The 24,961-nt window shown below is 65.0% G+C and carries 18 protein-coding genes; 9 read left to right on the top strand and 9 right to left on the bottom strand.

The features are described 5' to 3' along the window. The first annotated feature begins 417 nt into the window (after window positions 1-417). From ASD14_RS08200 to ASD14_RS08180, 5 genes are all read left to right on the top strand, one after another. Window positions 418-1,362 (top strand): FKBP-type peptidyl-prolyl cis-trans isomerase, encoded by a 945-nt coding sequence (locus ASD14_RS08200; protein WP_056131500.1) that lies wholly within the window; start codon window positions 418-420, stop codon window positions 1,360-1,362. Window positions 1,363-1,482: 120 nt separating this feature from the next. Continuing rightward, the gene (locus tag ASD14_RS08195) at window positions 1,483-2,265 is read left to right on the top strand and encodes an FKBP-type peptidyl-prolyl cis-trans isomerase (protein WP_056131498.1); all 783 of its coding nucleotides are present in this window, start codon (window positions 1,483-1,485) and stop codon (window positions 2,263-2,265) included. A 130-nt stretch (window positions 2,266-2,395) separates the two neighbouring features. After that, the gene (locus tag ASD14_RS08190; RefSeq protein ID WP_056131494.1) at window positions 2,396-3,745 is read left to right on the top strand and encodes a UDP-glucose/GDP-mannose dehydrogenase family protein; all 1,350 of its coding nucleotides are present in this window, start codon (window positions 2,396-2,398) and stop codon (window positions 3,743-3,745) included. Between the two features lie 15 nt (window positions 3,746-3,760). Then, window positions 3,761-3,994, top strand: coding sequence for a SlyX family protein (locus tag ASD14_RS08185; protein WP_056131491.1), 234 nt, complete (start codon window positions 3,761-3,763; stop codon window positions 3,992-3,994). 51 nt (window positions 3,995-4,045) lie between these two features. After that, window positions 4,046-4,678, top strand: a complete 633-nt coding sequence (locus tag ASD14_RS08180) for a DUF2058 family protein (protein ID WP_056131488.1) — start codon at window positions 4,046-4,048, stop codon at window positions 4,676-4,678. A 203-nt stretch (window positions 4,679-4,881) separates the two neighbouring features. Here ASD14_RS08180 and ASD14_RS16045 read toward each other — a convergent pair whose 3' ends face one another. From ASD14_RS16045 to ASD14_RS08165, 4 genes are all read right to left on the bottom strand, one after another. Then, window positions 4,882-5,028: a hypothetical protein gene (locus ASD14_RS16045; protein ID WP_157475169.1), complete on the bottom strand. Its 147-nt coding sequence runs from the start codon at window positions 5,026-5,028 to the stop codon at window positions 4,882-4,884. Window positions 5,029-5,275: 247 nt separating this feature from the next. Next, entirely contained in the window at window positions 5,276-7,966 is a 2,691-nt protein-coding gene (gene metH, locus ASD14_RS08175) for a methionine synthase (RefSeq protein ID WP_056131485.1), read from the bottom strand. Further along, window positions 7,966-9,063 carry a homocysteine S-methyltransferase family protein gene (locus tag ASD14_RS08170; protein WP_056131483.1) on the bottom strand — a complete coding sequence of 366 codons (1,098 nt, stop codon included), beginning with the start codon at window positions 9,061-9,063 and terminating at the stop codon, window positions 7,966-7,968. The genes metH and ASD14_RS08170 overlap by 1 nt, the downstream gene beginning before the upstream one ends. After that, window positions 9,060-10,028 (bottom strand): metalloregulator ArsR/SmtB family transcription factor, encoded by a 969-nt coding sequence (locus ASD14_RS08165; protein WP_056131480.1) that lies wholly within the window; start codon window positions 10,026-10,028, stop codon window positions 9,060-9,062. The genes ASD14_RS08170 and ASD14_RS08165 overlap by 4 nt, the downstream gene beginning before the upstream one ends. A 113-nt stretch (window positions 10,029-10,141) precedes the next feature. Here ASD14_RS08165 and ASD14_RS08160 point away from each other — a divergent pair, with 113 nt between their 5' ends. From ASD14_RS08160 to ASD14_RS08145, 4 genes are all read left to right on the top strand, one after another. Continuing rightward, window positions 10,142-11,338, top strand: a complete 1,197-nt coding sequence (locus ASD14_RS08160; protein ID WP_343123459.1) for an acyl-CoA dehydrogenase family protein — start codon at window positions 10,142-10,144, stop codon at window positions 11,336-11,338. A gap of 105 nt (window positions 11,339-11,443) precedes the next feature. Further along, a complete protein-coding gene (locus tag ASD14_RS08155) occupies window positions 11,444-16,456 on the top strand; it encodes an NAD-glutamate dehydrogenase domain-containing protein (protein WP_056131475.1) in 5,013 nt (1,670 codons plus the stop codon). A 248-nt stretch (window positions 16,457-16,704) separates the two neighbouring features. Continuing rightward, window positions 16,705-17,478 carry an NAD kinase gene (locus tag ASD14_RS08150; protein ID WP_056131472.1) on the top strand — a complete coding sequence of 258 codons (774 nt, stop codon included), beginning with the start codon at window positions 16,705-16,707 and terminating at the stop codon, window positions 17,476-17,478. Between the two features lie 136 nt (window positions 17,479-17,614). Continuing rightward, window positions 17,615-18,523 (top strand): 5'-nucleotidase, encoded by a 909-nt coding sequence (locus tag ASD14_RS08145; protein ID WP_056131468.1) that lies wholly within the window; start codon window positions 17,615-17,617, stop codon window positions 18,521-18,523. 148 nt (window positions 18,524-18,671) lie between these two features. Here ASD14_RS08145 and ASD14_RS08140 read toward each other — a convergent pair whose 3' ends face one another. The 5 genes from ASD14_RS08140 to sbcB form a co-directional block, all read right to left on the bottom strand. Continuing rightward, window positions 18,672-20,789, bottom strand: a complete 2,118-nt coding sequence (locus ASD14_RS08140; RefSeq protein WP_056131465.1) for an amylo-alpha-1,6-glucosidase — start codon at window positions 20,787-20,789, stop codon at window positions 18,672-18,674. Window positions 20,790-20,791: 2 nt separating this feature from the next. Then, on the bottom strand, window positions 20,792-21,850 hold the full coding sequence (locus ASD14_RS08135; RefSeq protein ID WP_056131462.1) for a glycosyltransferase family 4 protein: 1,059 nt from the start codon (window positions 21,848-21,850) through the stop codon (window positions 20,792-20,794). A 142-nt stretch (window positions 21,851-21,992) separates the two neighbouring features. Then, a complete protein-coding gene (locus ASD14_RS08130; protein ID WP_056132344.1) occupies window positions 21,993-22,553 on the bottom strand; it encodes a DUF2939 domain-containing protein in 561 nt (186 codons plus the stop codon). 130 nt (window positions 22,554-22,683) lie between these two features. Continuing rightward, on the bottom strand, window positions 22,684-23,370 hold the full coding sequence (locus ASD14_RS08125; protein WP_056131459.1) for a DUF2461 domain-containing protein: 687 nt from the start codon (window positions 23,368-23,370) through the stop codon (window positions 22,684-22,686). Between the two features lie 88 nt (window positions 23,371-23,458). Then, a complete protein-coding gene (gene sbcB / locus ASD14_RS08120; protein ID WP_056131455.1) occupies window positions 23,459-24,901 on the bottom strand; it encodes an exodeoxyribonuclease I in 1,443 nt (480 codons plus the stop codon). Between the last annotated feature and the right edge of the window lie 60 nt (window positions 24,902-24,961).

Raw genomic sequence — 24,961 nt, 5'->3', positions numbered from 1 at the left:
CCTGGCACGCGGAGCTCGACGCTCGGTCCTCCGAGCCTTTTGCTCGGCCCACGGAGCTCGAAGCTCGGTGCTCCGAGCTTTTTACTCGGTTCGCGAAGCCCGGAGCTCGGCCGTCCGAGCTTTTTGCTCGGCGCGTGAAGCCCGGAACTCGGCCCTCCGAGCTTTTTGCTCGGCGCACGGAGCTCAGAGTTCGGCCGTCCGAGCTTTTTGCTCGGCGCACGGAGCTCGGAACTCGGTCGTCCGAGCTTTTTGCTCGGCACGCAACCAGGCCCCGGGGCTTCCGAGTTTTGCGTGCCCGTCGCTTCGATATTCGAAGAAGCGTGCCGCACGCCCGCTATCCCGCATTGCCCGTTCCGCAACGCCCCGCGACAATAGCCGCTTCGCGCCGCGCTCTGCGGCGTGTCCACAGGAGTCTTCATGAAGCCCTTGCTGCGCGGCATCGCTGCGCTGTTCACCACCGCAGTCGTGCTGTTCGGTACTGCTGCCTCTGCCCAGGACAAGACCGTGCTGACCACCGAACGCGACAAGGCCAGCTACATGGTCGGTACCGACATCGGCCACTCCATCGCACCGGTCGGCCCGGACCTGGACATGGCGGCGTTTGAAAAGGCGATCCGCAACGCATTCACCGGCGGCAAGCCACTGATCACACCGGAAGAAGCGCAGGCCACCGGCAAGGCCCTGATGGCACGCATAGGCGCGCGCAATGGCCAGCCCACGCCTGACGGCAAGGTGCCCGAAGTGGCGAAGGACAAGGTTGGTTTGCTGGTCGGCACCGACGTCGGCCGCTCGCTGACGCCAATCCATGAAGAGATCGACCTTCCCGTGTTCTTGCAGGCGGTACGCACCACCGTCGCCAACGGCAAGGCGCTGTTGAGCGATGAGGAGCTGGCTGCGATCCGCCAGTCGTTCTCGCAGAAGGTCCAGGGCCAGATGCAGGCGAAAGCAGCAGTCGCCGGCGAAAAGAACAAGACCGAAGGCGCCGGGTTCCTGGCAAAGAACAAGACGGTCAAGGGCGTGTTCACCACGCCGTCGGGCCTGCAGTACATGGTGCTGCGCCAGGGCGCCGGCCAGCGTCCGCGCGCCACCGACCGCGTCCGCGTGAATTACCACGGCACGCTTTTGAACGGCACGGTGTTCGACAGTTCGTATGAGCGTGGCGGCCAGCCGGTCGAGTTCGGCCTGGGCCAGGTGATCCCGGGCTGGACCGAAGGCCTGACCCTGATGCCGGTGGGCGCGAAGTACCGCTTCTGGATTCCCGGCGAACTCGCCTACGGCCCCAAGGGCACCCCCGATGGCAGCATCGGCCCGAACTCCACGCTGGTGTTCGATGTCGAATTGCTGGCGATCCTGCCGCAGTAACCCTCGATCCCGGTAAGCCCGATCGCGAGCCGTTCGCGTACTGACGCGACGTTCAGCCGGGCGCGTGCAACGTGCCCGGCCTCGTTAACGCTCCAAGCATCCAGACCCAGGAGTTCCCCGATGACCCGTTTCTCCCGCCACGTTTCCGTGGCCCTAGCCGCGACTGCCCTGGCCGTGACCGTCACGGCATGCAACCCGCCTGCCGACAAAGCCAAGACGGAGGCCAAGACCGAAGAGGCAGCGAAGGACTCCGGTCCGCAGATCGCTGGCCTGCCGACCGAGAAGGACAAGGTCAGCTACATGATCGGCATGCAGATGGGCAAGTCGCTGGAGCAGGTGAAGGACGAAGTCGACGTCGACGTCATCGCCAAGGCGATCAAGTCCTCGCTTGCCGGCGAAAAGCTGCTGATGGACGAGAAGCAGGCCCAGCAGATCGCCGAAACCTTCGGCCAGAAGATGCAGGCCAAGCAGATCGCCAAGATGATGGCCGATGCGAAGACCAACAAGGAGCAGGGCGAGAAGTTCCTCGCCGAGAACGCGAAGAAGCCGGGCGTGAAGACCACGCCGTCGGGCCTGCAGTACCAGGTGATCACCGAAGGCACCGGTCCCAAGCCGAAGGACAGCGACGTCGTCCGCGTGCATTACAAGGGCACGCTGCTCGACGGCAAGACCTTCGACAGCTCCTACGATCGCGGCACGCCCGCCACGTTCCCGCTGGCCGGCGTGATCCCGGGCTGGCGCGAAGGGCTCGCGCTGATGCCGGTGGGCAGCAAGTACAAGCTGTGGATCCCGTCGTCGATCGCCTATGGCGAAGCCGGCACGCAGGGCGGTCCGATCGGCCCGAACGCTACGCTGGTGTTCGAAGTCGAACTGCTCGAAATCGTGAAGCCGGAAGCGAAGTAAGCAACTCCGCCTCGGAACGGACGGCTGCTTCACCGCGCGTTGAAGCAGCCGTTGCGTAAGGTCGTGCATTTGGTGGTCCACGCCCCCAATTCCCCGCTTCACCCACCGCCATCGGCAAGGAACAGATTTCATGCGCGTCACCATCTTCGGTACCGGCTACGTCGGCCTCGTCACGGGAACCTGCCTGGCCGAAGTCGGCCACGACGTGGTCTGCGTCGATATCGATGAAGCAAAGGTCGAAGGGCTCAACAACGGCATCATTCCGATCTACGAGCCCGGCCTCGAGCCAATGGTGAAAGCGAACCACGCGGCAGGCCGGTTGACGTTCACTACCGATGCCGCCACCGCCATCCAGCATGGCGACACCATCTTCATCGCCGTCGGCACGCCGCCCGACGAAGACGGCAGCGCGGACCTCCGCTACGTGCTCGCGGTGGCGAAGACCATCGGGCAGAACCTTTCGCGCCCGGCGGTCGTCGTCGACAAATCCACCGTGCCGGTGGGCACGGCAGACAAGGTGCGCGCAGTCATTGCGGCCGAACTGGAGGAGCGTGGCGCGCAGATCGCATTCGACGTGGCCTCCAACCCGGAATTCCTGAAAGAAGGCGATGCGGTCAAGGACTGCATGCGTCCGGATCGCATCGTGATCGGCGCCAGCAAGGCATCGTCGGTCGAACAGCTCAAGCGCCTGTACGCACCGTTCAACCGCAACCACGAGCGCATCGTCGCGATGGACGTGCGTTCGGCCGAACTGACGAAATACGCCGCGAACGCGATGCTGGCGACGAAGATCAGTTTCATGAACGAAATCGCGAACATCGCCGAGCGCGTCGGCGCCGACATCGAGCACGTGCGCCACGGCATCGGCTCGGATCCGCGCATCGGCTACAGCTTCATCTATCCGGGCGCGGGTTATGGTGGTTCCTGTTTCCCCAAGGACGTGCAGGCGCTGGAGCGCACCGCGAAGCAGCACGGTTACCACGCGGAGATCCTCGGTGCGGTCGAATCCGTGAACGCACGGCAGAAGCACCGGCTCTTCGAACTCATCAGCGAGCACTACGACGGCGACGTCGCCGGCAAGACCCTCGCCGTGTGGGGCCTCGCCTTCAAGCCCAACACCGATGACATGCGCGAAGCATCGAGCCGCATGCTGCTCGCGCGCCTGTGGGAAGCCGGTGCGAAGGTGCGCGCCTACGATCCCGAGGCACGCCACGAAGCCGAGCGCATCTTCGGCAAGCGCGACGACCTGGCGTTGTGCGACTCCGCACGCCAGGCGGTCGAGGGTGCCGATGCACTGGTGGTCGTCACCGAATGGAAACAGTTCCGCAGCCCCGACTTCAGCCGACTGCAGGCCGTGCTCACCGACAAGGTGATCTTCGACGGCCGCAACCTGTATGAGCCGGGCGAAGTGGAGCAGGCCGGGCTTGCGTACTACGGCATCGGCCGCGGCCGTTCGGTCAAGAGCAACGGCTCGGTCTGAGCAGCAGGCAGGTTCATGACTCCGGAAGAGATCGAGCGCCGCCTGGCTGAACTGGAAACGCGCGTCGCGTTCCAGGAGCAATCCCTGCTGGAGCTCAGCGATGCGATCGCGGCTTCCCGTGATGAGGAAGCGCGCACCGCGCTGCTGTTGCACCGCGCGCTGGAGGAATTGAAGGCGATGCGCAATACGCTTTCTTCTTCGCCGGTAACGGGCGATGCTTCGCTGGAACCTCCGCCCCCGCATTACTGATGCGGCATCATTGTCCCTGCATCGAACGCCCGCATACAGCCGCACACCGCAATGAGCAATCTTCGCGATCAACTCCTAGGCCTCGGCTTCAAGCCTGCGCCCAAGCCCGAACGTCCTGCCGAACGGAAACCCGGTGGTCCTCACGGGAAACCCCAACAGGGCAAGCCGCCGCATGCGCGCCAGGGCCATCCGGCCGCCAAGCCGCAGCAACAGCGGCCTGCGCACAAGCCCGGCGCGAAGCCGGCACCGCGTACGCGCGAGGAAATCGATCTCGCGAAGGCCTACGCCCTGCGCGCGCAACGTGAGAAGGACGAGCGCATCGCGGCCGAAGCCGCGAAGCAGGAAGAAGCGCGTAAGCGCCGCGAAGCCCGGGCAAAGCTCACCGAGCTGGTCAAGGACAAGTCACTCAACGCCGCCGACGCCGACATCGCGCGCCACTTCCCATATGGCGGCAAGATCAAGCGCATCTACGTCAACGCGGACCAGCTCAAGGCACTGAATGCCGGCGAGCTCGGCGTACTGCAGCTCGATGGCCGTTATGTTCTTGTTTCCGCCGAACTGGTCACGCAGGCCGCGGAAATATTTCCCGCCGCCGTCGCGCTCAAGGTCGATCCGGACGCACCGGCCGAAGATGATCCCTACGCCGACCCGCAATACCAGGTGCCCGACGATCTGATCTGGTAGGCCGGAAACAGGTGCCTGGTCGCCTTGCGTTTCCCATGTGGTTGATCCATCAATTATTCCGGGCGTCGTCGGGGTTGATGCGAGCCAACAGTCCGCCTGCACGAGACCGAAACCCTTCGCGTCGTGCGTAGTCCCGACCGCGCTGCGAAGAAAGCGCCTGCGAAGGCTATCCGCCGTGTGCCATCAGCATCGACGCGATTGAACTACTCCGGATCGTAATCCAGGTTCGACGCGAGCCAGCGATCGGCCTGCGCGAGACTGACGCCCTTGCGTCGCGCGTAGTCCTCGACCGCGCCGCGATCAGAAGCGTCTGCGACGGTTCTATCCGCGCCGCCGCGCGCCAGTAGCATCGCGTCGCGCGTAGTCCTCGACCGCGCCGCGACCAGAAGCGTCTGCGATCCGCGCCGCCGCGCGCCAGTAGCCCCGACGTGGGATCGATTACCGGATCGTAGTCCAGGTTCGAGGCCAGCCAACGTTCGGCCTGGGCAACACTGACGCCCTTGCGTCGCGCATAGTCCTCGACCGCGCCGCGACCAGAAGCGCCTGCGACGGTTCTATCCGCGCCGCCGCGCGCCAGTAGCATCGACGTGGGATCGATTACTCCGGGTCGTAGTCCAGGTTCGAGGCCAGCCAACGTTCGGCCTGGGCAACACTGACGCCCTTGCGTCGCGCGTAGTCCTCGACCTGCTCCTTCGACACGCGGCCCACGACGAAATACTGGCTCTGCGGATGGCTGAAGTAATAGCCGGATACGGCTGCCGCCGGATACATCGCGAAGCTTTCGGTGAGCCTGACGCCCGCGTTGCGTTCGGCGTCGAGCAGGCGGAACAACGTTGCCTTCTCGCTGTGCTCGGGGCAGGCGGGGTAGCCGGGCGCCGGGCGGATGCCGCGGTACTTCTCGTCGATGAGCGAATCGTTGTCGAGCGTTTCATCCGAGGCGTAACCCCAGAATTCCCGGCGCACGCGCTGGTGCAGGCGTTCGGCGAAAGCTTCGGCCAGGCGATCGGCGAGCGACTTGAGCAGGATCGCGTTGTAGTCGTCTTGGTCGGCTTCGAAGCGCGCTACATGCTCTTCGATGCCGATGCCCGCGGTGACGGCGAAGCCACCGATCCAGTCCTGGCGGCCCGAGTCCCTCGGGGCGACGAAATCGGCGAGGCAGAAGTCGGGGCGCTCGGCTGGCTTGTCGGCCTGCTGGCGCAGGAAGCAAAGCATTTCCTGCTTGCCATCGACATCGACGACAACGTCATCGCCGGTCGAATTGGCAGGCCACAGCGCGAATACTGCGCTCGCCTTCAGCCACTTCCCGGACACGATCTTCTGCAGCATCGCGCGCGCATCGCGATAGAGCTCGCTCGCCTGTGTGCCGACCACGGGGTCGGTGAGGATCGCCGGGTACTTGCCTGCAAGTTCCCAGGTATTGAAGAACGGCGTCCAGTCGATGTAATCGACCAGCTCCGCCAGTGGATAGTCATCCAGGACGTGCAGCCCGGGCTGTGCCGGAGTGGGGGGCGCGTAGTTCGCCCAATCGAACTGGAATTTCTGGCCGCGCGCCTTTTGCAGCGGCACCAGGCGCTTGCCATCGCCACGATGCTTGTGGCGTTCGCGGATCTCCGCGTAATCCGCATCGTTGGCCGCGACGAAGGGAGCACGCAGGTCAGCGCTGATCAGCGACTGCGCCACGCCAACGGCTCGCGATGCGTCCTTTACCCACACGGTTGGCGCCTTGTAATGCGGGTCAATCTTGAGGGCGGTGTGCGCGCGGGACGTAGTTGCTCCGCCGATCAGCAGCGGGACAACGAAACCCTGTCGCTGCATTTCGCGGGCGACGTGGCTCATTTCCTCCAGCGATGGCGTGATCAGTCCGGAGAGTCCGATCAGATCGGCGTTTTCGGCCTTGGCACGATCGAGGATGACCTGTGCCGGCACCATTACGCCGAGGTCGATCACCTCGAAGTTGTTGCACGCGAGCACCACGCCGACGATGTTCTTGCCGATGTCGTGCACGTCGCCCTTGACCGTCGCCATCACGATGCGGCCGTTGGTCTTGCCCACGTCGCCGGTGCGCAGCTTCTCGGCCTCGATGTAGGGCAGGAGGTAAGCCACGGCCTTCTTCATCACGCGCGCCGACTTCACCACCTGGGGCAGGAACATCTTGCCGGCGCCGAACAGATCGCCCACGACGTTCATGCCGTCCATCAGCGGACCTTCGATCACGTCGAGCGGGCGCGTCGATAGCGTGCGCGCTTCCTCGGTGTCCGTTTCGATGTACAGGTCGATGCCGTGCACCAGCGAATGTGCCAGGCGCTCGCGCACCGGCTTGCTGCGCCACGCAAGGTCTTCGACCTTCTTCTCGCCTTTTTTCCCCTTGAAACGGTCGGCGATTTCCAGCAAACGCTCAGTCGCGTCGTCGCGGCGGTTCAGCACCACGTCTTCAACGCGCTCGCGCAGTTCCGGATCAAGATCATCGTACAGGGGCAGGGCGCCGGCGTTGACGATGCCCATGTCCATGCCGGCGCGGATCGCGTGGTAGAGGAAGACGACGTGGATCGCCTGCCGCACCGGCTCGTTGCCGCGGAAGGAGAACGAAACGTTCGATACGCCCCCGGAAATATGGCTGAAGGGGTGGCGACGCTTCAGTTCGCGGCAGGCCTCGATGAAGGCGACCGCGTAATCGTTGTGCTCATCGATGCCGGTGGCGATCGCGAACACGTTGGGGTCGAAGATGATGTCTTCCGGCGGAAAGCCGATCTCTTCGGTCAGCAGTTTGTACGCACGCGAGCAGATTTCGACCTTGCGCTCGACCGTATCGGCTTGGCCCTGTTCGTCGAACGCCATCACCACGACCGCGGCGCCGTAACGCCGTACCAGACGGGCCTGGCGCAGGAACTCCGCTTCGCCTTCCTTCATCGAGATCGAGTTGACGATGCCTTTGCCCTGGAGGCACTTCAGGCCGGCTTCGATCACGCTCCATTTGGAACTGTCGACCATCACCGGAATGCGGGCGATGTCCGGCTCGGCCGCCATCAGGTTGAGGAAGGTCATCATCGCCTGCTCGGAATCGAGCATGCCCTCGTCCATGTTGACGTCGATGACCTGCGCGCCGTTTTCGACCTGCTGGCGCGCGACGACAACGGCTTCATCGAAGCGGCCTTCGAGGATCAGCTTCTTGAACTGCGCCGAACCGGTGACGTTGGTGCGTTCGCCGACATTGACGAAGTTGCTCTGCGGAGTGATCTGCAGCGGCTCGAGGCCACTGAGCCGGGTCTGGCGGGGAAGCAGCTGCGACATCAGGCGGCTGCTTCCAGGCGTGGAACTTCACGCGGCGCAACGTCCGCTACTGCTTCCGCGATCGCTGCGATGTGCGCCGGTGTCGTGCCGCAACAGCCTCCGACGAGATTGAGCAGTCCCGCCCGTGCGAACTCACGCAACATCGAAGCCATGTCTTCTGGCGTTTCGTCGTAACCACCGAAGGCATTGGGCAGGCCGGCGTTCGGATGCGCGCTGACGTACGTATCGGCAACCTGGGCAAGGACGTCGACGTGCGCACGCAGGTCCTTGGCGCCGAGCGCGCAGTTCAGGCCGATCGACAGCGGTTGTGCGTGGCGCAACGAGTACCAGAATGCTTCGGCGGTCTGCCCCGACAGGGTGCGGCCGGAAGCATCGGTGATGGTGCCGGAGATCATCACCGGCAGCCGCGCGCCGCGCGCTTCGAAAACTTCTTCGATCGCAAAGAGTGCTGCCTTCGCATTGAGCGTGTCGAAAATGGTTTCGACCATGAGCACGTCGGCGCCGCCGTCGATCAGGCCCTCGGCGGCTTCGCGGTAGGCCACGCGCAGTTCGTCGAAGCTGATTGCACGGAAGCCGGGGCGGTTCACGTCGGGACTTAGCGACGCGGTGCGGCTGGTGGGGCCCAGTACGCCGATGACGAAGCGCGGCCTGGAGGGATCCTTCGCTTCGATCGCATCGCAAGCTTCACGCGCGAGGCGCGCGCCGGTTTCGTTGAGTTCGCGGGCGAGGTGCTGGAGTTTGTAGTCCTCCAGCGAAATCGTCGTTGAATTGAAGGTATTGGTTTCGATCAGGTCCGCGCCGGCTTCGAGGTATTGCGCGTGGATCTCGCGGATGATTTCGGGCCGCGTCAGGCTCAGCAGGTCGTTGTTGCCGCGCTGGTCGCGCGCGCAGCCGCAACCTTCGCCGTGGGCGTGGTCGCCCGCCGTGTGATGGCCGTCGTAACCGTCGGCGAAGCGGGTGCCGCGGTAGTCCGATTCCTGCAGTTCGTACTGCTGGATCATCGTGCCCATCGCGCCATCGATGATGAGGATGCGCTCGCGCAGCTCGCGCTGCAGCGCTTCGACGCGGTCGGGATGGAGCCAGGGAAGCGTATTCATCTGGATGCTTTCTTGCGTGCTGCGGAAGGGGTTTCGGATGCCTTGTGCGCCATCAGCGTGACGACTTCGAAGTGCGGCGGACGGCGTTCGCGAGTAACGGTCTGGCTGCTGATGAGATCCAGGCCAGCCTTGGCTACGAACTTCTGCAGCTCTTTTTCGGCGAAGCCGAGATTGACGTGACCGAAGGCTTCCACCGTCTGCCGATGTTCGTGCCTGGCCAGGCTGGTCAGCAGCAGGCGGCCGCCGGGACGAAGCACGCGTGCCGCTTCGCCCACCGCCTGCGCGGGATGTTCGGAATAGGTGAGTGCGTGCATCAGCACCACGAGGTCGAACTGCGCGGTGGAGAACGGAAGCATGTGCATATCGCCTTCGCGCACTTCGACGTTCTCGAGCCGGCGCAGGCGCTCGGACGCAGCGAGAACGACCTTGGTGCTCGAATCCAGGCATACGTAACGGTTCGAATGCGGAGCGAGCAGTTCCGCGAGCACACCGTCGCCCGATGCGATGTCGAGCACGTCACCGGGTTCGAGCAAGGGCAGTGCGGAACGCGCCAAGGCTTCCCAGGTGCGGCCCGGCGAGTAGTGACGCTCCATGTCGCCCGCGACCGAATCGGCCCAGTTCTGCTCGCCGGCGCGTGCGGCGAGCACTGCGGCGACGCGATCGCGATCCTGGCGCAGCAGTGGATCGTCGCTGCCTTCGCGCAATGTCTGCCACAACGCGAGTTGTGCCGAATCGAGCGCGGCTTCATCGAAGCGGTAATACGCCGAAACGCCGGAGCGGCGATCGCGCACGAGACCGGCTTCCTTCAACTTCGACAGGTGCGTCGAAACACGCGGCTGCGCGAGCCGCGTGATCGCCGACAACTCGGCGACTGTGAGTTCCTCGCGTTCGAGCAGCGCGAGCAGCCGCACGCGCGTCGCGTCGGCGAACACCTTGAGGCGCGAGGACCAGCCTTCGAGATCCATGGAATACCCTTTTATCGACCTATCGCGATATAGCGATAAGTGTGGGCCGGGGCGCTCCATCGGTCAAGACAACGGCCCGCAAAAGGTAGGGTTATTTCCCTGCGAGGGCTACAATTCGCGTCTTCGCCGAGTCACTTAAGGGTACTGACGTGGATTTCCGTTTCACCGAAGAGCAGTTGATGATCCAGGACGTGGCGCGCCGCATCGCGCAGGAGAAGATCGCGCCGAGCGCCGAGCACCACGACCAGACCGGCGAGTTCCCGCTGGAGAACATCCGGACGCTCGGTGAGAACGGTCTGATGGGGATAGAAGTACCGGCCGAATACGGCGGCGCCGGCATGGACCCGATCAGCTACGTGCTCGCGATGATCGAGATCGCCGCTGGCGATGCCGCGCACTCGACGATCATGTCGGTCAACAACTCGCTGTTCTGCAACGGCATCCTGAAATTCGGCAACGAAGACCAGAAGCAGAAGTACGTACGTGCGATCGCCGAAGGCCGGGAAATTGGCGCTTTTGCGCTGACCGAGCCGCAGTCGGGCTCCGATGCCACCGCGATGCGCTGCAAGGCGGTGAAGCAGGCCGACGGCACCTTCTTCGTCAACGGCAAGAAGAGCTGGATCACGTCCGGACCGGTTGCCAAGTACATCGTGCTGTTCGCGATCACCAACCCGGAACTGGGCGCGCGCGGCATTACCGCGTTCGTGATCGACGCCGCCCGTGAAGGTTTCCATCGTGGCAAGACCGAGCCCAAGCTCGGCATCCGTGCCTCGGCTACGTGCGAGATCGAATTCGCCGATTACGTCGTCCAGCCCGACGAAGTGCTGGGCAAGGAAGGCGAGGGCTTCAAGATCGCCATGGGCGTGCTCGACGCCGGCCGCATCGGCATCGCCTCGCAGGCGATCGGCATCGCACGGGCTGCCTACGAAAGGACGATCGAATACGTCAAAGAGCGCAAGGCTTTCGGTGCGCCGATCGGCACTTTCCAGATGACGCAGGCGAAGATCGCCGACATGAAGTGCAAGCTCGACGCGGCCACGCTGCTCACGCTGCGCGCGGCCTGGCAGAAGGGCGAATTCGACAAGGGTGGCGCCCGTTTCAGCAATGAGGCTGCCATTGCCAAGCTCACCGCTTCGGAAGCCGCGATGTGGATCACCCACCAGGCCGTGCAGATCCACGGCGGCATGGGTTATTCGAAGGAAATGCCGCTGGAACGCTACTTCCGCGACGCCAAGATCACCGAAATCTACGAAGGCACCAGCGAGATCCAGCGCCTGGTGATCGCGCGCAACGAAACCGGGTTGCGCTGAAACTCCTGCTCCAAAGGGCCCGCGGCGACGCGGGCCTGATTGCATCGCCCCGCTTCTTGCGTATTTGCACTAACCCCAATTAACGGATCGGATTCCCACGTTGCCATGAGCACCGCACCCAAAGCTCCGCGCAAGGCCGCCAGCAAGGCGACCGCCAAACCTGCCGCCGCATCTACGTCCAAGCCGGCTCCTGCCCCCGAGAGCCAGAACGTTTCGCTCGAGCCCATCCTTGCCGCAATGCGCAAGCGCCTGCCGAAGGCGCGCCATGCCGAAGGCGAAGCCTTCATCCGGGCGTTCTACGCCCGCATGAGCGAAGACGAGTTGCCGCAACACAGCGCCGATGGATGGGCCGCGCTCGCGGTCGACTTCCTCGACTTCGCCCGCGCGCGCAAACCGGGCACGGCGCTGGTGCGCCTGTTCAACTCCACGATCAAGAGCCACGGCTGGGAATCCGCGCACACCGTGTTGCAGATCGCCAACGACGACATGCCGTTCCTTGTCGATACCGTGACAATGGCGCTCGCCGAGCAGGGCATTGGCGTGCACGTGCTGGGCCATCCGGTCGTCACCTTCCAGCGCGACAAGGCCGGCAAGCTCGTGGCTGTTGGCGGCGGCACCCCGGAATCGCTGATGCATCTGGAAATCGATCGCCAGTCGGTCGAAGAGATGCCCAGGATCAGGAAGGTGGTCGAATCCGCGCTCGCCGACGTGCGCGCGATCGTGCGCGACTGGAGCCAGATGCGCGATCGGATGCTGCAGGTCGCCGACGACCTGGGTTCGCGCAAGTTTCCCGCCGATCCCGATGCGCGCCACGAATCGCAGGAATTCCTGCGCTGGGCGGCCGACAACCACTTCACCTTCCTCGGCTATCGCGAATACGAAGTGGTGAAGCAGGGCGACGACGAAGTCCTGCGCGCAGTCGAAGGCACCGGCCTCGGCCTGATGCGCGGCCATGATTCGGGCAGGCCGCGTTCGGTGAAGTCGCTGCCGGCGCACAGCGTCAACCGGAAGAACGGCCCCGACGCGCTGATCCTCACCAAGACGAATGCGCGTTCCACCGTGCATCGTCCGGGCTACATGGATTACATCGGCGTCCTCGCCTTCGATGCGAAGGGCAAGGCCGTGCGCGAGCAGCGCTTCGTCGGCCTGTACACCTCGAGCGCGTACAACCGCCGTCCATGGGACATCCCGCTCGTGCGCCAGCGCCATGACTACGTGATGCGGCAGTCGGGCCTGACGCCCAACAGCCATAGCGGCAAGGCACTGCGCCATATCCTGGAAACGCTGCCGCGCGACGAGTTGTTCCAGTCCACCGGCGAGGAACTGCTGCGGACCAGCACCGGCATCCTCGGCCTGCAGGAACGCGTGCGCAGCAAGCTGTTCCTGCGCCGCGACCGTTACGGCCGCTTCTTCTCCGGCCTGGTCTACATTCCGCGCGACCGTTTCAACACCGACGTGCGCCGCCGCATCGAAACGATGCTCAGGGAAATGCTGCACGGCGAATACGTCGATGCGAACGTCCTTCTCAGCGAATCGCCGCTGGCGCAGCTGCACCTCGTCGTTCGTCCGAAGTCGGGCGACGTAGTGGAAGTCGACAACGCCGCGATCGAAGCCGGCATCGCCCGCATCATCCGCAACTGGCAGGACGACCTGCGCGAGCAACTGGTCGCCCGCCACGGCGAGCAGGAAGGACTCGCGCTGGCGAACCGTTACGGACGTGCGCTGCCGACCGGCTACATCGAAGAAGTGGGCGCGGAAGCGGCCGCGGCGGACATCGCCAATCTTGCGGCGCTGTCGGGTTCCGACGACCTGCGCCTGAGCCTGCATCGTGCCCACAAGGGGACCGGCGGCCTGCGCTTCAAGTTCTATCGCTGCAACGACGACATTCCGCTGTCGGACGCGTTGCCGATGATGGAAAACATGGGCCTGCGGGTGATTTCCGAGCATCCGTATCGCCTGACGGTCGACGGCCAGGTGTTCTATGTGCAGGACTTCGAAGTCGAGACGATCGGCGCCGAACTGGACATCGACAGCCTCGACGAGAACTTCGAAGAAGCCTTCGCGCAGATGTGGCGCGGCAATGTCGAGAACGACGGTTTCAACCGCCTGATCCTCGCCGCCAACCTCTCATGGCGTCAGGTGGCAATGCTGCGCGGCTACTGCAAGTACCTGCTGCAGGTGGGCGTGCCGTTCTCGCAGAGCTACGTCGAAGCAACGTTCTCGCGCTATCCGATGCTGGCGCGCCTGCTGGTGGAAGTGTTCGAAGCCAGGTTCGATCCGGCCACCGGCAACGAGAGCAAGGCCGAGATCAAGGCCGGCATGGAGCGCTTCGGCAAGCAGCTGGCGGCGCTGGCCGGAGACGACGGCGCGATGATGGCGGCCGTGCTGCCGGTGGTCGAAGCCCGTGCCGGCAAGCGTGACGCGCAGATCGAGGTCACGCGCGGCGCGTTCAAGGGACTGCTCGATCGCGTCGCGAGCCTCGACGAGGACCGCATCTTCCGCAGCTTCCTTGGCGTCATCGACGCGACGCTGCGCACGAGCTATTACATCCAGTACAAGGACGGCCTGCGCGCCGACGGTGGTCCCGCCGACTACGTCAGCTTCAAGTTCGACTCCTCCAAGGTGCCGGATCTGCCGAAGCCGCGTCCATATCGCGAAATCTTCGTCTACGGCCCGCGTGTCGAAGGCGTGCACCTGCGCTTCGGCCCGGTCGCGCGTGGTGGCCTGCGCTGGTCCGATCGCCGCGAGGATTTCCGCACGGAGGTGCTCGGGCTGGTGAAGGCGCAGATGGTGAAGAACACAGTGATCGTGCCGGTCGGCTCGAAGGGTGGCTTCTACTGCAAGCAGCTGCCCAATCCGGCGGTGGATCGCGACGCGTGGTTCAACGAAGGCGTGGCCTGTTACAAGCGCTTCATCAACGGCCTGCTCGACATCACCGACAACATCACGCCGGACGGCAGGATCGTGCATCCGGCCGATGTGGTTCGCCATGACGGCGACGATCCGTATCTCGTCGTTGCCGCCGACAAGGGCACGGCGACGTTTTCCGACATCGCCAACGGCATCGCCGCCGCGCACAAGTTCTGGCTCGACGATGCGTTCGCCTCGGGCGGTTCGGTCGGTTACGACCACAAGGGCATGGGCATCACCGCGCGCGGCGCGTGGGAGTCGGTCAAGCGCCATTTCCGCGCGATGGGGCGCAACAGCCAGAAGGAAGACTTCACCACCGTCGGCATCGGCGACATGTCGGGCGACGTATTCGGCAACGGCATGCTGCTGTCGAAGCACATCCGCCTGCTGGCGGCATTCGATCATCGCCACATCTTTCTCGACCCCAATCCGGACACGGCCGCTTCCTTCAAGGAGCGCGAGCGCATGTTCAGGCTGCCGCGTTCGTCGTGGGAGGACTACGACAAGAAGCTGGTCAGCAAGGGCGGCGGCGTGTATCCGCGTTCGGCCAAGTCGATTCCGGTTTCGGCCGAAGTCCGTACCGCGCTCGGCATCGACAACAGCGTGACGGCGATGAGCCCGAACGAGCTGATGAACGCCATCCTCAAGGCGCCCGTCGACCTGCTCTGGAACGGCGGCATCGGCACCTACGTCAAGGCGGCCAGCGAGACGAACCTGCAGGTCGGCGACCGCGCCAACAACGGCCTGCGTGTCGACGGCCGGGAATTGCGCTGCAAGGTGGTGGGCGAGGGCGGCAACCTGGGCCTGACCCAGCTCGGTCGCGTCGAAGCCGCGCAGCACGGCGTGCTGCTCAACACCGACTTCATCGACAACTCCGCCGGCGTGGACACCTCGGACCACGAGGTCAACATCAAGATCCTGCTCAACGGCGAGGTGCAGAAGAAGAAGCTCACCTTCGATGCGCGCAACAAGCTGCTCGCCTCGATGACCGATGAAGTCGCACAGCTCGTGCTCGCCGACAACTACCGCCAGAACCAGGCGATCAGCCTGATGGAGCGGATGAGCGTGTCGCGCATGGGTTCCAAGCGTCACTTCATCAGCACGCTGGAATCGCAGGGCCTGCTCGATCGCCAGATCGAATTCCTGCCCAGCGATGCGGAGCTGGCCGAGCGCAAGTCGCGCGGACTGGGCCTGACCCGTCCGGAACTGTCGATCCTGCTGTCGTACTCGAAGATCGTGCTGTTCCAGCAGCTGGTCGAATCCGACGTGCCGGAAGATCCGTACCTCTCGAAGGAGCTGGTGCGCTACTTCCCCAAGCCGCTGCAGGACAAATACGCGAAGTCGATGGAAGGCCACCGCCTGAAGCGCGAGATCATCGCCACCGCGGTGACCAACTCGATGGTCAACCGCATGGGCGCGACGTTCACCCTGCGCATGACCGAGGACAGTGGGCGCACGCCGGGCGAAGTCGCCAAGGCATTCACCATCACCCGCGAAACGCTCGATGCGCGTGCGTTGTGGGCGCAGATCGACGCGCTCGATGGCAAGGTCCACGAGTCGGTGCAGATCGATGCCTTGAATGTGATCTGGAACCTGCAGCGTTCGTTCACGCGCTGGCTGCTGTCGCGTCCGGGTGCGATCCCCGACATCGCGACTGCCGTCAGCCGCTATTACGACGGCTACAAGGACATCCGCGCCGGCGAGAACATCCTCGGTCCCCAGCAGCGCCCGGGTTACGAAGCCGCATTGCGCGGCTGGCAGGAGAAGGGCGTTCCCAACGATCTCGCCCTGCAGCTCGCCGCACTCGTTTACATGGAACCGGCGTGCGACATCATCGAACTCGCGCGCGAGCGCAAGCTGAAGGTGGTCGAAGTCGCCAAGACGCATTTCCGGCTGGGCGAAGCACTCAACCTGCCGTGGCTGGTGTCGCAGATCGAGAACCTCGCAGTCGACGGTCGCTGGCATGCCGTCGCCCGCGGCGTGCTGCGCGAGGAGCTGGCCACGCAGCAACGCGCGCTGGTGCAGCAGGCGCTGTCGATGCCCGGTGCTACCCCGGACGCGAAGGTGCAGAACTGGCTGCAACGCGACGACGCATCGCTGCGCTTCACGCTGTCGATGCTCAACGAGCTGGCTGCGCAGAAGTCGCTGGATTATCCGACGGCATCGGTGGCCGTGCAGCGTCTGTCGCAGCTCGCATCCCGAGGGTGAGAGCTAGCGCGCTTGGCCGATGCCCCGTCGGCATCGGCTACGCGAATGCCCGGCCATGGATGGCCGGTCCCGGGCTATCCGAAGCCGGGTTGTTTCGCCATGGATGGCAGTGCAGAGCAACAAACTTCTGAGTCGTCGCGTACCTCTCTCCCAACGGGAGCGGGGTTGATTCGCGCTCCCGCATTGGCCGCAATGCTTGCGACGTCACGCCCCCGCGTTATGCTCGCGCCATCGCAACGGAGCCGCCGATGACCGGGACCCCTCGTCTTGCCTTCCTTGCCAGCCCCGCGGAAGAAGCGCAGCTTGCGCTCGCGCAGATGACCGCACGTTATGGCGAGCATTCGCCCGAAGAAGCGGACGTGCTGGTCGCGCTCGGTGGCGACGGCTTCATGCTGCAGACCCTGCATCGCCACGCGGGCCTCGCCAAGCCGGTCTATGGCATGAAGCTGGGCACGGTCGGTTTCATGATGAACCACCAGCGCAGCGAGGATCTGATCGGGCGCATCCACGCCGCCGAACCTGCCGTGCTGCGGCCGCTGGAGATGGTGGCGCAGACGGAATCCGGCGCTACCGTCGGTTCGCTCGCCTACAACGAAGTATCGCTGCTCAGGCAGACGCGCCAGGCCGCGCACCTCTCGATCGACCTCAACGGCCAAACGCGCCTCGACGAACTGATCTGCGACGGCGTGCTGGTGGCGACGCCCGCAGGCAGCACTGCCTACAACTTCTCCGCGCACGGACCGATCCTGCCGCTGGGCGCGAACGTGATCGCGCTGACGCCGATCGCCGCGTTCCGTCCGCGCCGCTGGCGCGGCGCCGTGCTCAAGGCCGATACCGAAGTCCGTTTCCGCGTCATGGACCCGTTCAAGCGGCCGGTGAGCGCGACCGCCGATTCGCATGAAGTCCGCGACATCGTCGAAGTCACGATCCGCGAGTCGCGTGATCGCACGGTCACGCTCCTGTTCGACCCGGAGCACAACCTCGAAGAGCGGATTCTCGCGGAGCAGTTCACCAGCGGGTGAAGTGGAGTGGAAACAGGCGGTTCGTAGCGCTCGATCCCACGCTCGTCCAGCGGCCCGAGGGCACAGCGCACGCCACGCTTCTGTTCCTGGCCGTTTTTTCTCACCGCGTGCGACGGCGAGGCCCCACAATATCCCCATGCCTGACCGTGATGCCGACCCGCTGATCGTTGCGATTTCCTCGCGTACCCTGTTCGACATGGAGGACAGCCACGCGCTGTTCGAGCGCGAAGGTATCAATGCGTACGCCGATTTCCAGCGCACGCATGAGGACGACATCCTCGAGCCCGGCATTGCCTTCCCGCTGGTACGCAAGCTGCTGGCGCTCAACGAGGGCGCGCCGCCGGAAGCTCCCCGCGTTGAAGTCATCCTGATCTCGCGCAACTCCGCCGACACCGGCCTGCGCATCTTCAATTCGATCGCGCACCACGGCCTGGCGATCCGGCGCGCGGCTTTCAGCAATGGCGCGGCGCCGTATCCGTACATCCGTCCGTTCGGTGCGGACCTGTTCCTGTCCACGCATGCCGAAGACGTGCGCAATGCGCTCGCGGCTGGCATTGCCGCGGCGACGTTGTTACCGGCGAAGGCGGCGCAACAGCGCCACGACCAGCTGCGCATCGCCTTCGACGGTGACGCGGTGATCTTCGATGACGAAGGGGAGCGCGTGTCGCGCGAGGGCGGGCTCGCCGCATTCGCCGCGCACGAACGCGAGCACGCGGACGAACCGCTGTCGGGCGGGCCGTTCCGCGGCTTCCTCGATGCGCTGCATCGCCTGCAGGCGGCGTTTCCGGCCGGGCAGGCGTCGCCGATCCGCACTGCGCTGGTGACTGCGCGATCGGTTCCCGCCCATGAGCGTGTGATCCGCACGCTGCGCGAATGGGGCATCCGCCTGGACGAAGCGCTGTTCCTCGGTGGACGCTCGAAGGGACCGTTCCTGGAAGCGTTCGGCGCCGACATCTTCTTCGACGATTCCGAGCACAACATCGTGTCGGCCCGCGACCACGTCGCAGCGGGCCATGTGCCGCACGGCGTGGCGAATCGAGGCTGACCGAGGCGGGCCTCGGCCCACCGCCACTGAAATCCGCAGTCGCATCACGCGACTTCGATCGCGCCATGTGTCCTGACCGGGAGCGCATCTTCTGCGCATTCCTGCCCCGAGAGCGCGCCGGGCAGGCTCGGCGCTACGCACGCGCCTTTCAACCGAAGAACCGCAACGGCACCGTCGCCCGGTCGCGTCCTTCCAGATGCGCGGTCACGCGGTCGCCCACGCGTTCGAAACACAGATCCACACGGCGCTCGTCCACGGCGATCCTGCGTACCGAAACCTTGTCGATACCGGGCGGCAACGCGGGACGTTCGACGCGGATTTCCCCGCGCCATCCATCGATCTCCACGCCCAGGCACGCCTGCAGCAGCATGAAGGGCGAACCCGCGGCCCAGGCCTGCGGCAGGCATGCGACCGGATATGCCACGGGTGTCGATCCCTGCGCGCGCGGGAAACCGCAGAAGAGCTCCGGCAGGCGCAGGTCGAAATGCATCGCGGCCTCGAACATGTTGCGTAGCAACCGGGTCGCTGCCGCACGGTCGCCGTAACGCGCCATCCCCGCGGCGCACAGTGCCGTGTCGTGCGGCCACACCGAACCGTTGTGGTAAGACATCGGGTTATAGCGAACTTCGTCCCATGCCAGCGTGCGCAGGCCCCAGCCGGTGTGGAAGGCGGGTGTCAGCAGCTGCGCGCTGACCAGCATCGCGCGGTCATTACTAGGCAGTCCCGCGAACAGCAGGTGGCCGGGATTGCTGGCGCGTACGCGGCAGAGTTCGCCGGCGCCGTCCACGGCGATGCCGTAGAAGCCGGCATCGCTCATCCAGAAGCGATCTTCGACTGCTTCGCGAAGGCGCTCGGCGCAGCCCTGCCAGTGCAACGCCATCTCGACATCGTTACGGCGCTTGGCAATGACCGCCATCGCGCGGAACGCGGCATACGCGTAACCCTGCACTTCGACCAGCGAAATCGGACCCGGCGGAAACCCGCCATCCGCATGGAACACGGAGTCGTGGCTGTCCTTCCATCCCTGGTTCGCAAGACCGGTCGAGGATGCGCGCGCGTAGTCGAGGAAACCGTCGCGATTCGCGTCGCAAACGCGCTCGATCCATGCCGTGGCTGAGCGCAGCGCCGGCCAGAGGCGTTCGATGAAGCCGAGGTCGCCGGTACGTTCGGCGTAGGCGCCCGCAAGCGTGATGAACAACGGCGTGGTATCGACCCCGCCGTAATACCGGCCGAACGGCAGTTCCCGCATCGCCGCCATTTCGCCCTTGCGGGTCTCGTGCATGATCTTGCCGGGCGCGGCATCGAGGAACGCGGATTCTTCCTGCGCCTGGTGGTGCGCGAGAAACGCGAGCACGCCACGCGCGAGGCTCGGATCGAGCCACAGCGTCTGCAATGCGGTGATGACTGCATCACGACCGAACGGCGTGGAAAACCACGGAATGCCGGCATACGGATACGGCCCGGTTTCCAGCTCACTGGTGAGCAGCGCGAGATCGGCGCGCGACTTGTCCATCCACGCATCGAAGAGAGGTCCGCCGCTATGGATCCGCCCGGTGCGGCGCTGGCGGTTGCGCATCGTCGCGCGTGCCTGCACCGCGGCGTCGCGGAAGCGTTCGGACGAGGGCCGGTGCGCCGCGTCGATCCCGCACTCCAGGTACAGCTCCTCGCGAACGCCCGGCTGCAGATCCAGGGTGAATTCCGCGGCGTCCTGCGACAACTGCGTGGGATCGCGCGAAAACGAGAGCACCGAAGTGCGCAACGCCTGGTCCAGGCCCTGGTAACGGAAATGCACGGACCCTGCGTCGGATTCCACGGCAAGGAGCTCGCCGCGTGCAGCGCGCACGGTACCGCGTACTTCGAACATGTCGCGGAAATCCGCGGCGAACGAAAGCCGCAACGGCAGCCTGACCACGTGCTGTCCGTAGTTCGCGCACGCGATGCGTTCGTACAATCGATCGCCGCGCAGGAAACGTTCGCGTTGCAGGTGGATCACGCCCTGTGCAGCCGGGGTTCCCCCCAGCGGCGGCAGCGGCCGGTTGGTCAGGTGCCCGACGAACATGACGTTGTCGCGGCTTACGGTGGCGCTCAACAGGGCCGGAACCGAATCGCCGAGCCGAAGGCGGAACAACGACAGCAGGCGCGTGTCGTTGTAGAAGAATCCATCGCTGCCGCCTTCGATATCCCCCATCGCGTCGGCGACGATGAAGCAGTCTCCATCCTTCAGGACGTAGCTCGTCGAAAGCGTATTGCTCGCAACCGGTTCCATGCCTACGCCGTCAACAACTGGCTCGCATCGCCGCTGCGGAGCAGCCGCAGGTACAGGTCCGTGTAGCGTTGCGCCATGACTTCCGCGCTGAAGCGGCGCTCGAAGATGCTGCGCACGCGCCGCCGGTCCATGTGCGCGACCTGCTCGACGGCGGCTGCCGCGGCTTCCTCGCTGTCGACGATGCGGCCGGTGACGCCGTCTTCGATGACTTCGGGCACCGAGCCGCACGGCCAGGCGATCACCGGAGTGCCACACGCCATCGCCTCGATCATCACCAGTCCGAATGGCTCGGGCCAGTCGATGGGAAAGAGCAATGCAACGGCATTGCCGAGGAATTCCGCCTTGTCGTGGTCGTTGATTTCGCCGATGAACTCGATCAGCGGATCGTCGAGCAGCGGACGGATCTCGTTGGTGAAGTAGGCCCGGTCGGCATAGTCGACCTTGGCCGCGATCTTCAGCGGGATTCCCGCACGCTTCGCGATTGCGATGGCCCGGTCCGGCCGCTTCTCCGGCGAGATCCGCCCGAGGAACGCGAGGTAACCACCCGCCGGCCGTGGCGAGAAAGGAAGCAGCGAAGCAGGAATACCGTGCTGTACCGTCCCCAGCCAGCGCGCGAAGCGCAGTGGTTTGCGCTGGTGGTCGGAAATCGAAACGAGCGGGAAACCCGGCCAGCGCCAGTAGGCGCCCGGCAGGTCCTTCAGGTCGAGGCGGCCATGCAGCGTGGTCACGGTGCGATCGGCCATGTCTTCGAACATGGGGAAATGCAGCAGGTCGACATGGAAATGCAGGACGTCGAAGTCATCCGAACGGCGACGTACTTCGTGCAGCATCGTGAGATGCGCAGCGAGATCGGATTTCAGCGGGGCAGGGTCAAGGCGGATGGCCTGGTCGCGTACCGGAACGAGCATCGCACGCGTGCGCGCATCGGCGGAGGCGAACAGGGTGACGTCATGGCCGAGGTCGGTGAGTGCATCGGCAAGGTAGGCAACGATCCGTTCCGTTCCCCCGTACAGCTTTGGAGGAACGGCTTCATAGAGAGGCGCGATCTGTGCGATTTTCATTGGGATGCGGGGACCGGCATGACTACTTCAACAGCGTGCCGGTTGCGGCGTGGACGCGGCGTGTCCGCGCCGTGAGGGCTCACGGAGCGGCGTGAACAGGCCAAGTCAGGGACCGCTGGACGCGGTGCCTCTATGCAGTGGGCTAGCTGCGGCCAGGCACCATTGCGGCCAGGGGCAGGCGTACCTCGGTGACTTTCCACGCAAAACCATCGCGCGTCAGCACGAACACCACCGGATCGCCATCGGCATTGTCCAGCGTGGCGGTGAAGCGCGACGGCGACTCGTACCGGTACTTCGCGCCTTCCAGCGGATCACGTGGCGGCGCAGTGGCGTAGGAGTTTCCACTCGAGCGCTGGCCGCCGAGGCGGTGCCAGAAGTTGCGCCCTTCCATCACCGCAGCCAGGCCCGCGGGCGTCGCCATCATGTCGACGATGCCATCGGTGGCACCGCTCGCGAGCCGCAGCGCGATCGAACCGAGCAGGCTGGATTGCACGTCCGCACCGGCGCGCCGCACGACGTAGTCGTCTATCTGTTGCTTGAGGCTGGTGCGCACAGCCGGAAAGTCGACGTATTCCGACAACGCTGCTGCGTCCTGCGTTTTCACCGCCTGGCGGATGCCGTTGATGGCGAGGAAAGGACCGGCCGCAACCCAGCCGGCGAGCAGCACGAACGCAACGAGGATCAGGGCCAGCCACTTCTTCATGCGCATGCTCCTCGCCGATCTGGCCGAAGGATAGCGCGGGATCAGGCGGGGCCGCCCAGACCGGCTGCTCCTGCAGCGCAGGGATTGCCTGCATGCGCCTTTCCAGCGGTGCAAGGCGCGTCTGGCATCTTCAGAACTCGAGATCGAGTGCCGCGCAGAGGTAGTCCACCAGGGGCGCGAGGGTCGCGAGATCGCCTTCCAGTGTCTTGCGCAGGCGCGGCCCGGTCATGGTGGCATCGTCGATGCTGCGGAACGCGGCGAAGTTGCGGCGGCGCAGGTCATCGGCGAATTCGAAATCGGCCGGAAAACCGCGTGGCATGCGCACCAGCATTTCGTCGTCGTCGAGGTCGAAGCGCTTGCGGAACTTCGCACCGTGCGCGGCGGCCTTCCAGCTGCCGGGATTGTCGATGATGAAATGACGGATGCGGCGCAGCGTTTCCGGCTCGGGATGCCACACGCCCGCCGCGACGAAACAGTTACCCGGTTGCAGGTGCAGATAGAACGCAGGCGCTTCGACCTGCTTGCTGCGCGCATGGAACAGCCGCGCGCCCTGCCAGTTCTTGTACGGGGATTTGTCGTTGGCGAAGCGCGTATCGCGATGGATGCGGAACAGCGAGCCGCCGTTGCCCTTCGGTTCGGCGCGATAGTGCTCGCTGACTTCTCGCAGCGCCGGCTGAAGGTCGGCGAGCAGGCGGAGAAACGGCCCACGCACGTGCGATTCGTAATCCGCCTTGTGCGAATGAAACCATTCGCGGTCGTTGTGGCGGGCTAGACCGCGCAGGAACTTGAAGCTGGCGTCGGAGAAATACGTACTCATGTTTCCATTTTGCACGTTCTACCTGGGCGCTTCACGGCAGTGAGATTCGTGTGGAAATGACGATCGCGTGGTTTCGCGCATATCACGTTCAGGCCAGGCTGGCCTCGACCTCACGCCCCCACGCTTCGAGCTGGTCGAGCAATACCTGCCTTCCACCATCCGCCGCATGCGCCAGGCGCAAGGCCTCGATCTCGGCGCGGAACGTCTCGAACGTGTATTCCGACAAGCCGCGCTCCTCGCGCAGCCGCAGCCGCCGGTAATCGTTCCAGCGCGCCCGTTCGCTGACCGACAGCGTCTCGGGCCAGTTGCGCGCACGGTAGCGGAACAGCAGCTCCGGCAGGCGCGGATCACGAAACCCGAATGCCTTCGCGCCCAGCGCCAGAGGCGGTGTCGCACGTACTTCGGCGAAGATGCGCTTGTCGCCGTCGCCCATGAAGCCGTCGTACAACGACGCATCGACGTCGGGCGGGGTGCGGTCGCGTTCGCTTGCGAATACCTGCCGCACCTTCTCCGCGAGCTCGGGCCCCGCATCCCTCAGCAGCGCCACACGTGCCTGCACCTGCACCGGGTCGATGCGGAGACGTTCGAAGTCCGGTGCGCGCAGATGGTCCCAGGCGACCAGCACCGGGCACTTGTTGAGGTGGATCTCCTTGAGCGCGATGCGCGACTCGCCTTCGGGCAGGTCTGCGGCCGGCGTGTACAGCCGGTCGGCGATCTCCCCGGGCGACAGGCGCAGCGGTACTTCGGGATCCTGCTCCAGGTCGAACACGATCACCCGGTTGTCGATGCGCGGATGCCGCGCCAATGGAACGACCGGCGCGGAACACAGTCGGGCAGCCGGGAAACGCTGCGAAACATGCAGCACCGGCGTCATCGCCGCGACATCGATAAGGCTGGCGGCGAAACGCTTGTCGCGCAGCTTCAGCGCGTACTCCCACAGCCGCGGCTGCGCCTGCCTGAATTTACGCGCTAGTCCGATGAGCGCACGCACGTCGGACAGTGCCTCGTGCGCATCGCCGATGCGCACGCCGTTGGCTTCAGCGAGGTGCTCCAGCTTGAACGAGGTCGCACCATCTTCGCGCTTCGGCCAGACCAGTCCTTCCGGGCGCAGGGCATGCGCGAGGCGTAGCACGTCGAGCAGGTCCCAGCGGCAATTGCCCCCGCGCCATTCGCGTTCGTAGGCGTCGTAGAAGTTGCGGAACAGGCCGTGGCGCACGAACTCGTCGTCGAAGCGCAGCGAGTTGTAGCCCAGCGTGCAGGTTTCCGGCCGCGCCATCTCGTCGAAGATGATTGCGAATGCCTGCGCCTCGTTCATGCCTTCGCGCATTGCATGCTGCGGCGCGATGCCGGTGATCAGCGTGGCCATGGGCGAGGGCAGCAGGTCCTCCGCGGGCCGCACGAAGATGCTGATCGGTTCGTCGACTGCGTTGAGCTCCGTATCCGTACGGATCGCTGCGAACTGCGCAATGCGGCTGGTGCGCGGATCGGCGCCGAAGGTTTCGAGGTCGTAGAACAGGAAGCTGGCAGGCATTGGCAACCGTATAGCGCGGGCCGGTCTCACCGGATGAGAGCCGGGCACCTGATGAAGGGG

It is taken from the genome of Lysobacter sp. Root494, assembly GCF_001427225.1.
Lineage (GTDB): Bacteria > Pseudomonadota > Gammaproteobacteria > Xanthomonadales > Xanthomonadaceae > Agrilutibacter.
The sequence above is the reverse complement of the archived record's forward strand: the minus strand, read 5'-3'. Positions and strand labels throughout refer to the sequence as shown.

Coding starts and splice junctions, on each gene's coding strand:
- ASD14_RS08200 (WP_056131500.1), top strand. CDS start 418: ATGAAGCCCTTGCTGCGCGGCATCGCTGCGCTGTTCACCACCGCAGTC.
- ASD14_RS08195 (WP_056131498.1), top strand. CDS start 1,483: ATGACCCGTTTCTCCCGCCACGTTTCCGTGGCCCTAGCCGCGACTGCC.
- ASD14_RS08190 (WP_056131494.1), top strand. CDS start 2,396: ATGCGCGTCACCATCTTCGGTACCGGCTACGTCGGCCTCGTCACGGGA.
- ASD14_RS08185 (WP_056131491.1), top strand. CDS start 3,761: ATGACTCCGGAAGAGATCGAGCGCCGCCTGGCTGAACTGGAAACGCGC.
- ASD14_RS08180 (WP_056131488.1), top strand. CDS start 4,046: ATGAGCAATCTTCGCGATCAACTCCTAGGCCTCGGCTTCAAGCCTGCG.
- ASD14_RS16045 (WP_157475169.1), bottom strand. CDS start 5,028: ATGCTACTGGCGCGCGGCGGCGCGGATAGAACCGTCGCAGACGCTTCT.
- metH (WP_056131485.1), bottom strand. CDS start 7,966: ATGTCGCAGCTGCTTCCCCGCCAGACCCGGCTCAGTGGCCTCGAGCCG.
- ASD14_RS08170 (WP_056131483.1), bottom strand. CDS start 9,063: ATGAATACGCTTCCCTGGCTCCATCCCGACCGCGTCGAAGCGCTGCAG.
- ASD14_RS08165 (WP_056131480.1), bottom strand. CDS start 10,028: ATGGATCTCGAAGGCTGGTCCTCGCGCCTCAAGGTGTTCGCCGACGCG.
- ASD14_RS08155 (WP_056131475.1), top strand. CDS start 11,444: ATGAGCACCGCACCCAAAGCTCCGCGCAAGGCCGCCAGCAAGGCGACC.
- ASD14_RS08150 (WP_056131472.1), top strand. CDS start 16,705: ATGACCGGGACCCCTCGTCTTGCCTTCCTTGCCAGCCCCGCGGAAGAA.
- ASD14_RS08145 (WP_056131468.1), top strand. CDS start 17,615: ATGCCTGACCGTGATGCCGACCCGCTGATCGTTGCGATTTCCTCGCGT.
- ASD14_RS08140 (WP_056131465.1), bottom strand. CDS start 20,789: ATGGAACCGGTTGCGAGCAATACGCTTTCGACGAGCTACGTCCTGAAG.
- ASD14_RS08135 (WP_056131462.1), bottom strand. CDS start 21,850: ATGAAAATCGCACAGATCGCGCCTCTCTATGAAGCCGTTCCTCCAAAG.
- ASD14_RS08130 (WP_056132344.1), bottom strand. CDS start 22,553: ATGAAGAAGTGGCTGGCCCTGATCCTCGTTGCGTTCGTGCTGCTCGCC.
- ASD14_RS08125 (WP_056131459.1), bottom strand. CDS start 23,370: ATGAGTACGTATTTCTCCGACGCCAGCTTCAAGTTCCTGCGCGGTCTA.
- sbcB (WP_056131455.1), bottom strand. CDS start 24,901: ATGCCTGCCAGCTTCCTGTTCTACGACCTCGAAACCTTCGGCGCCGAT.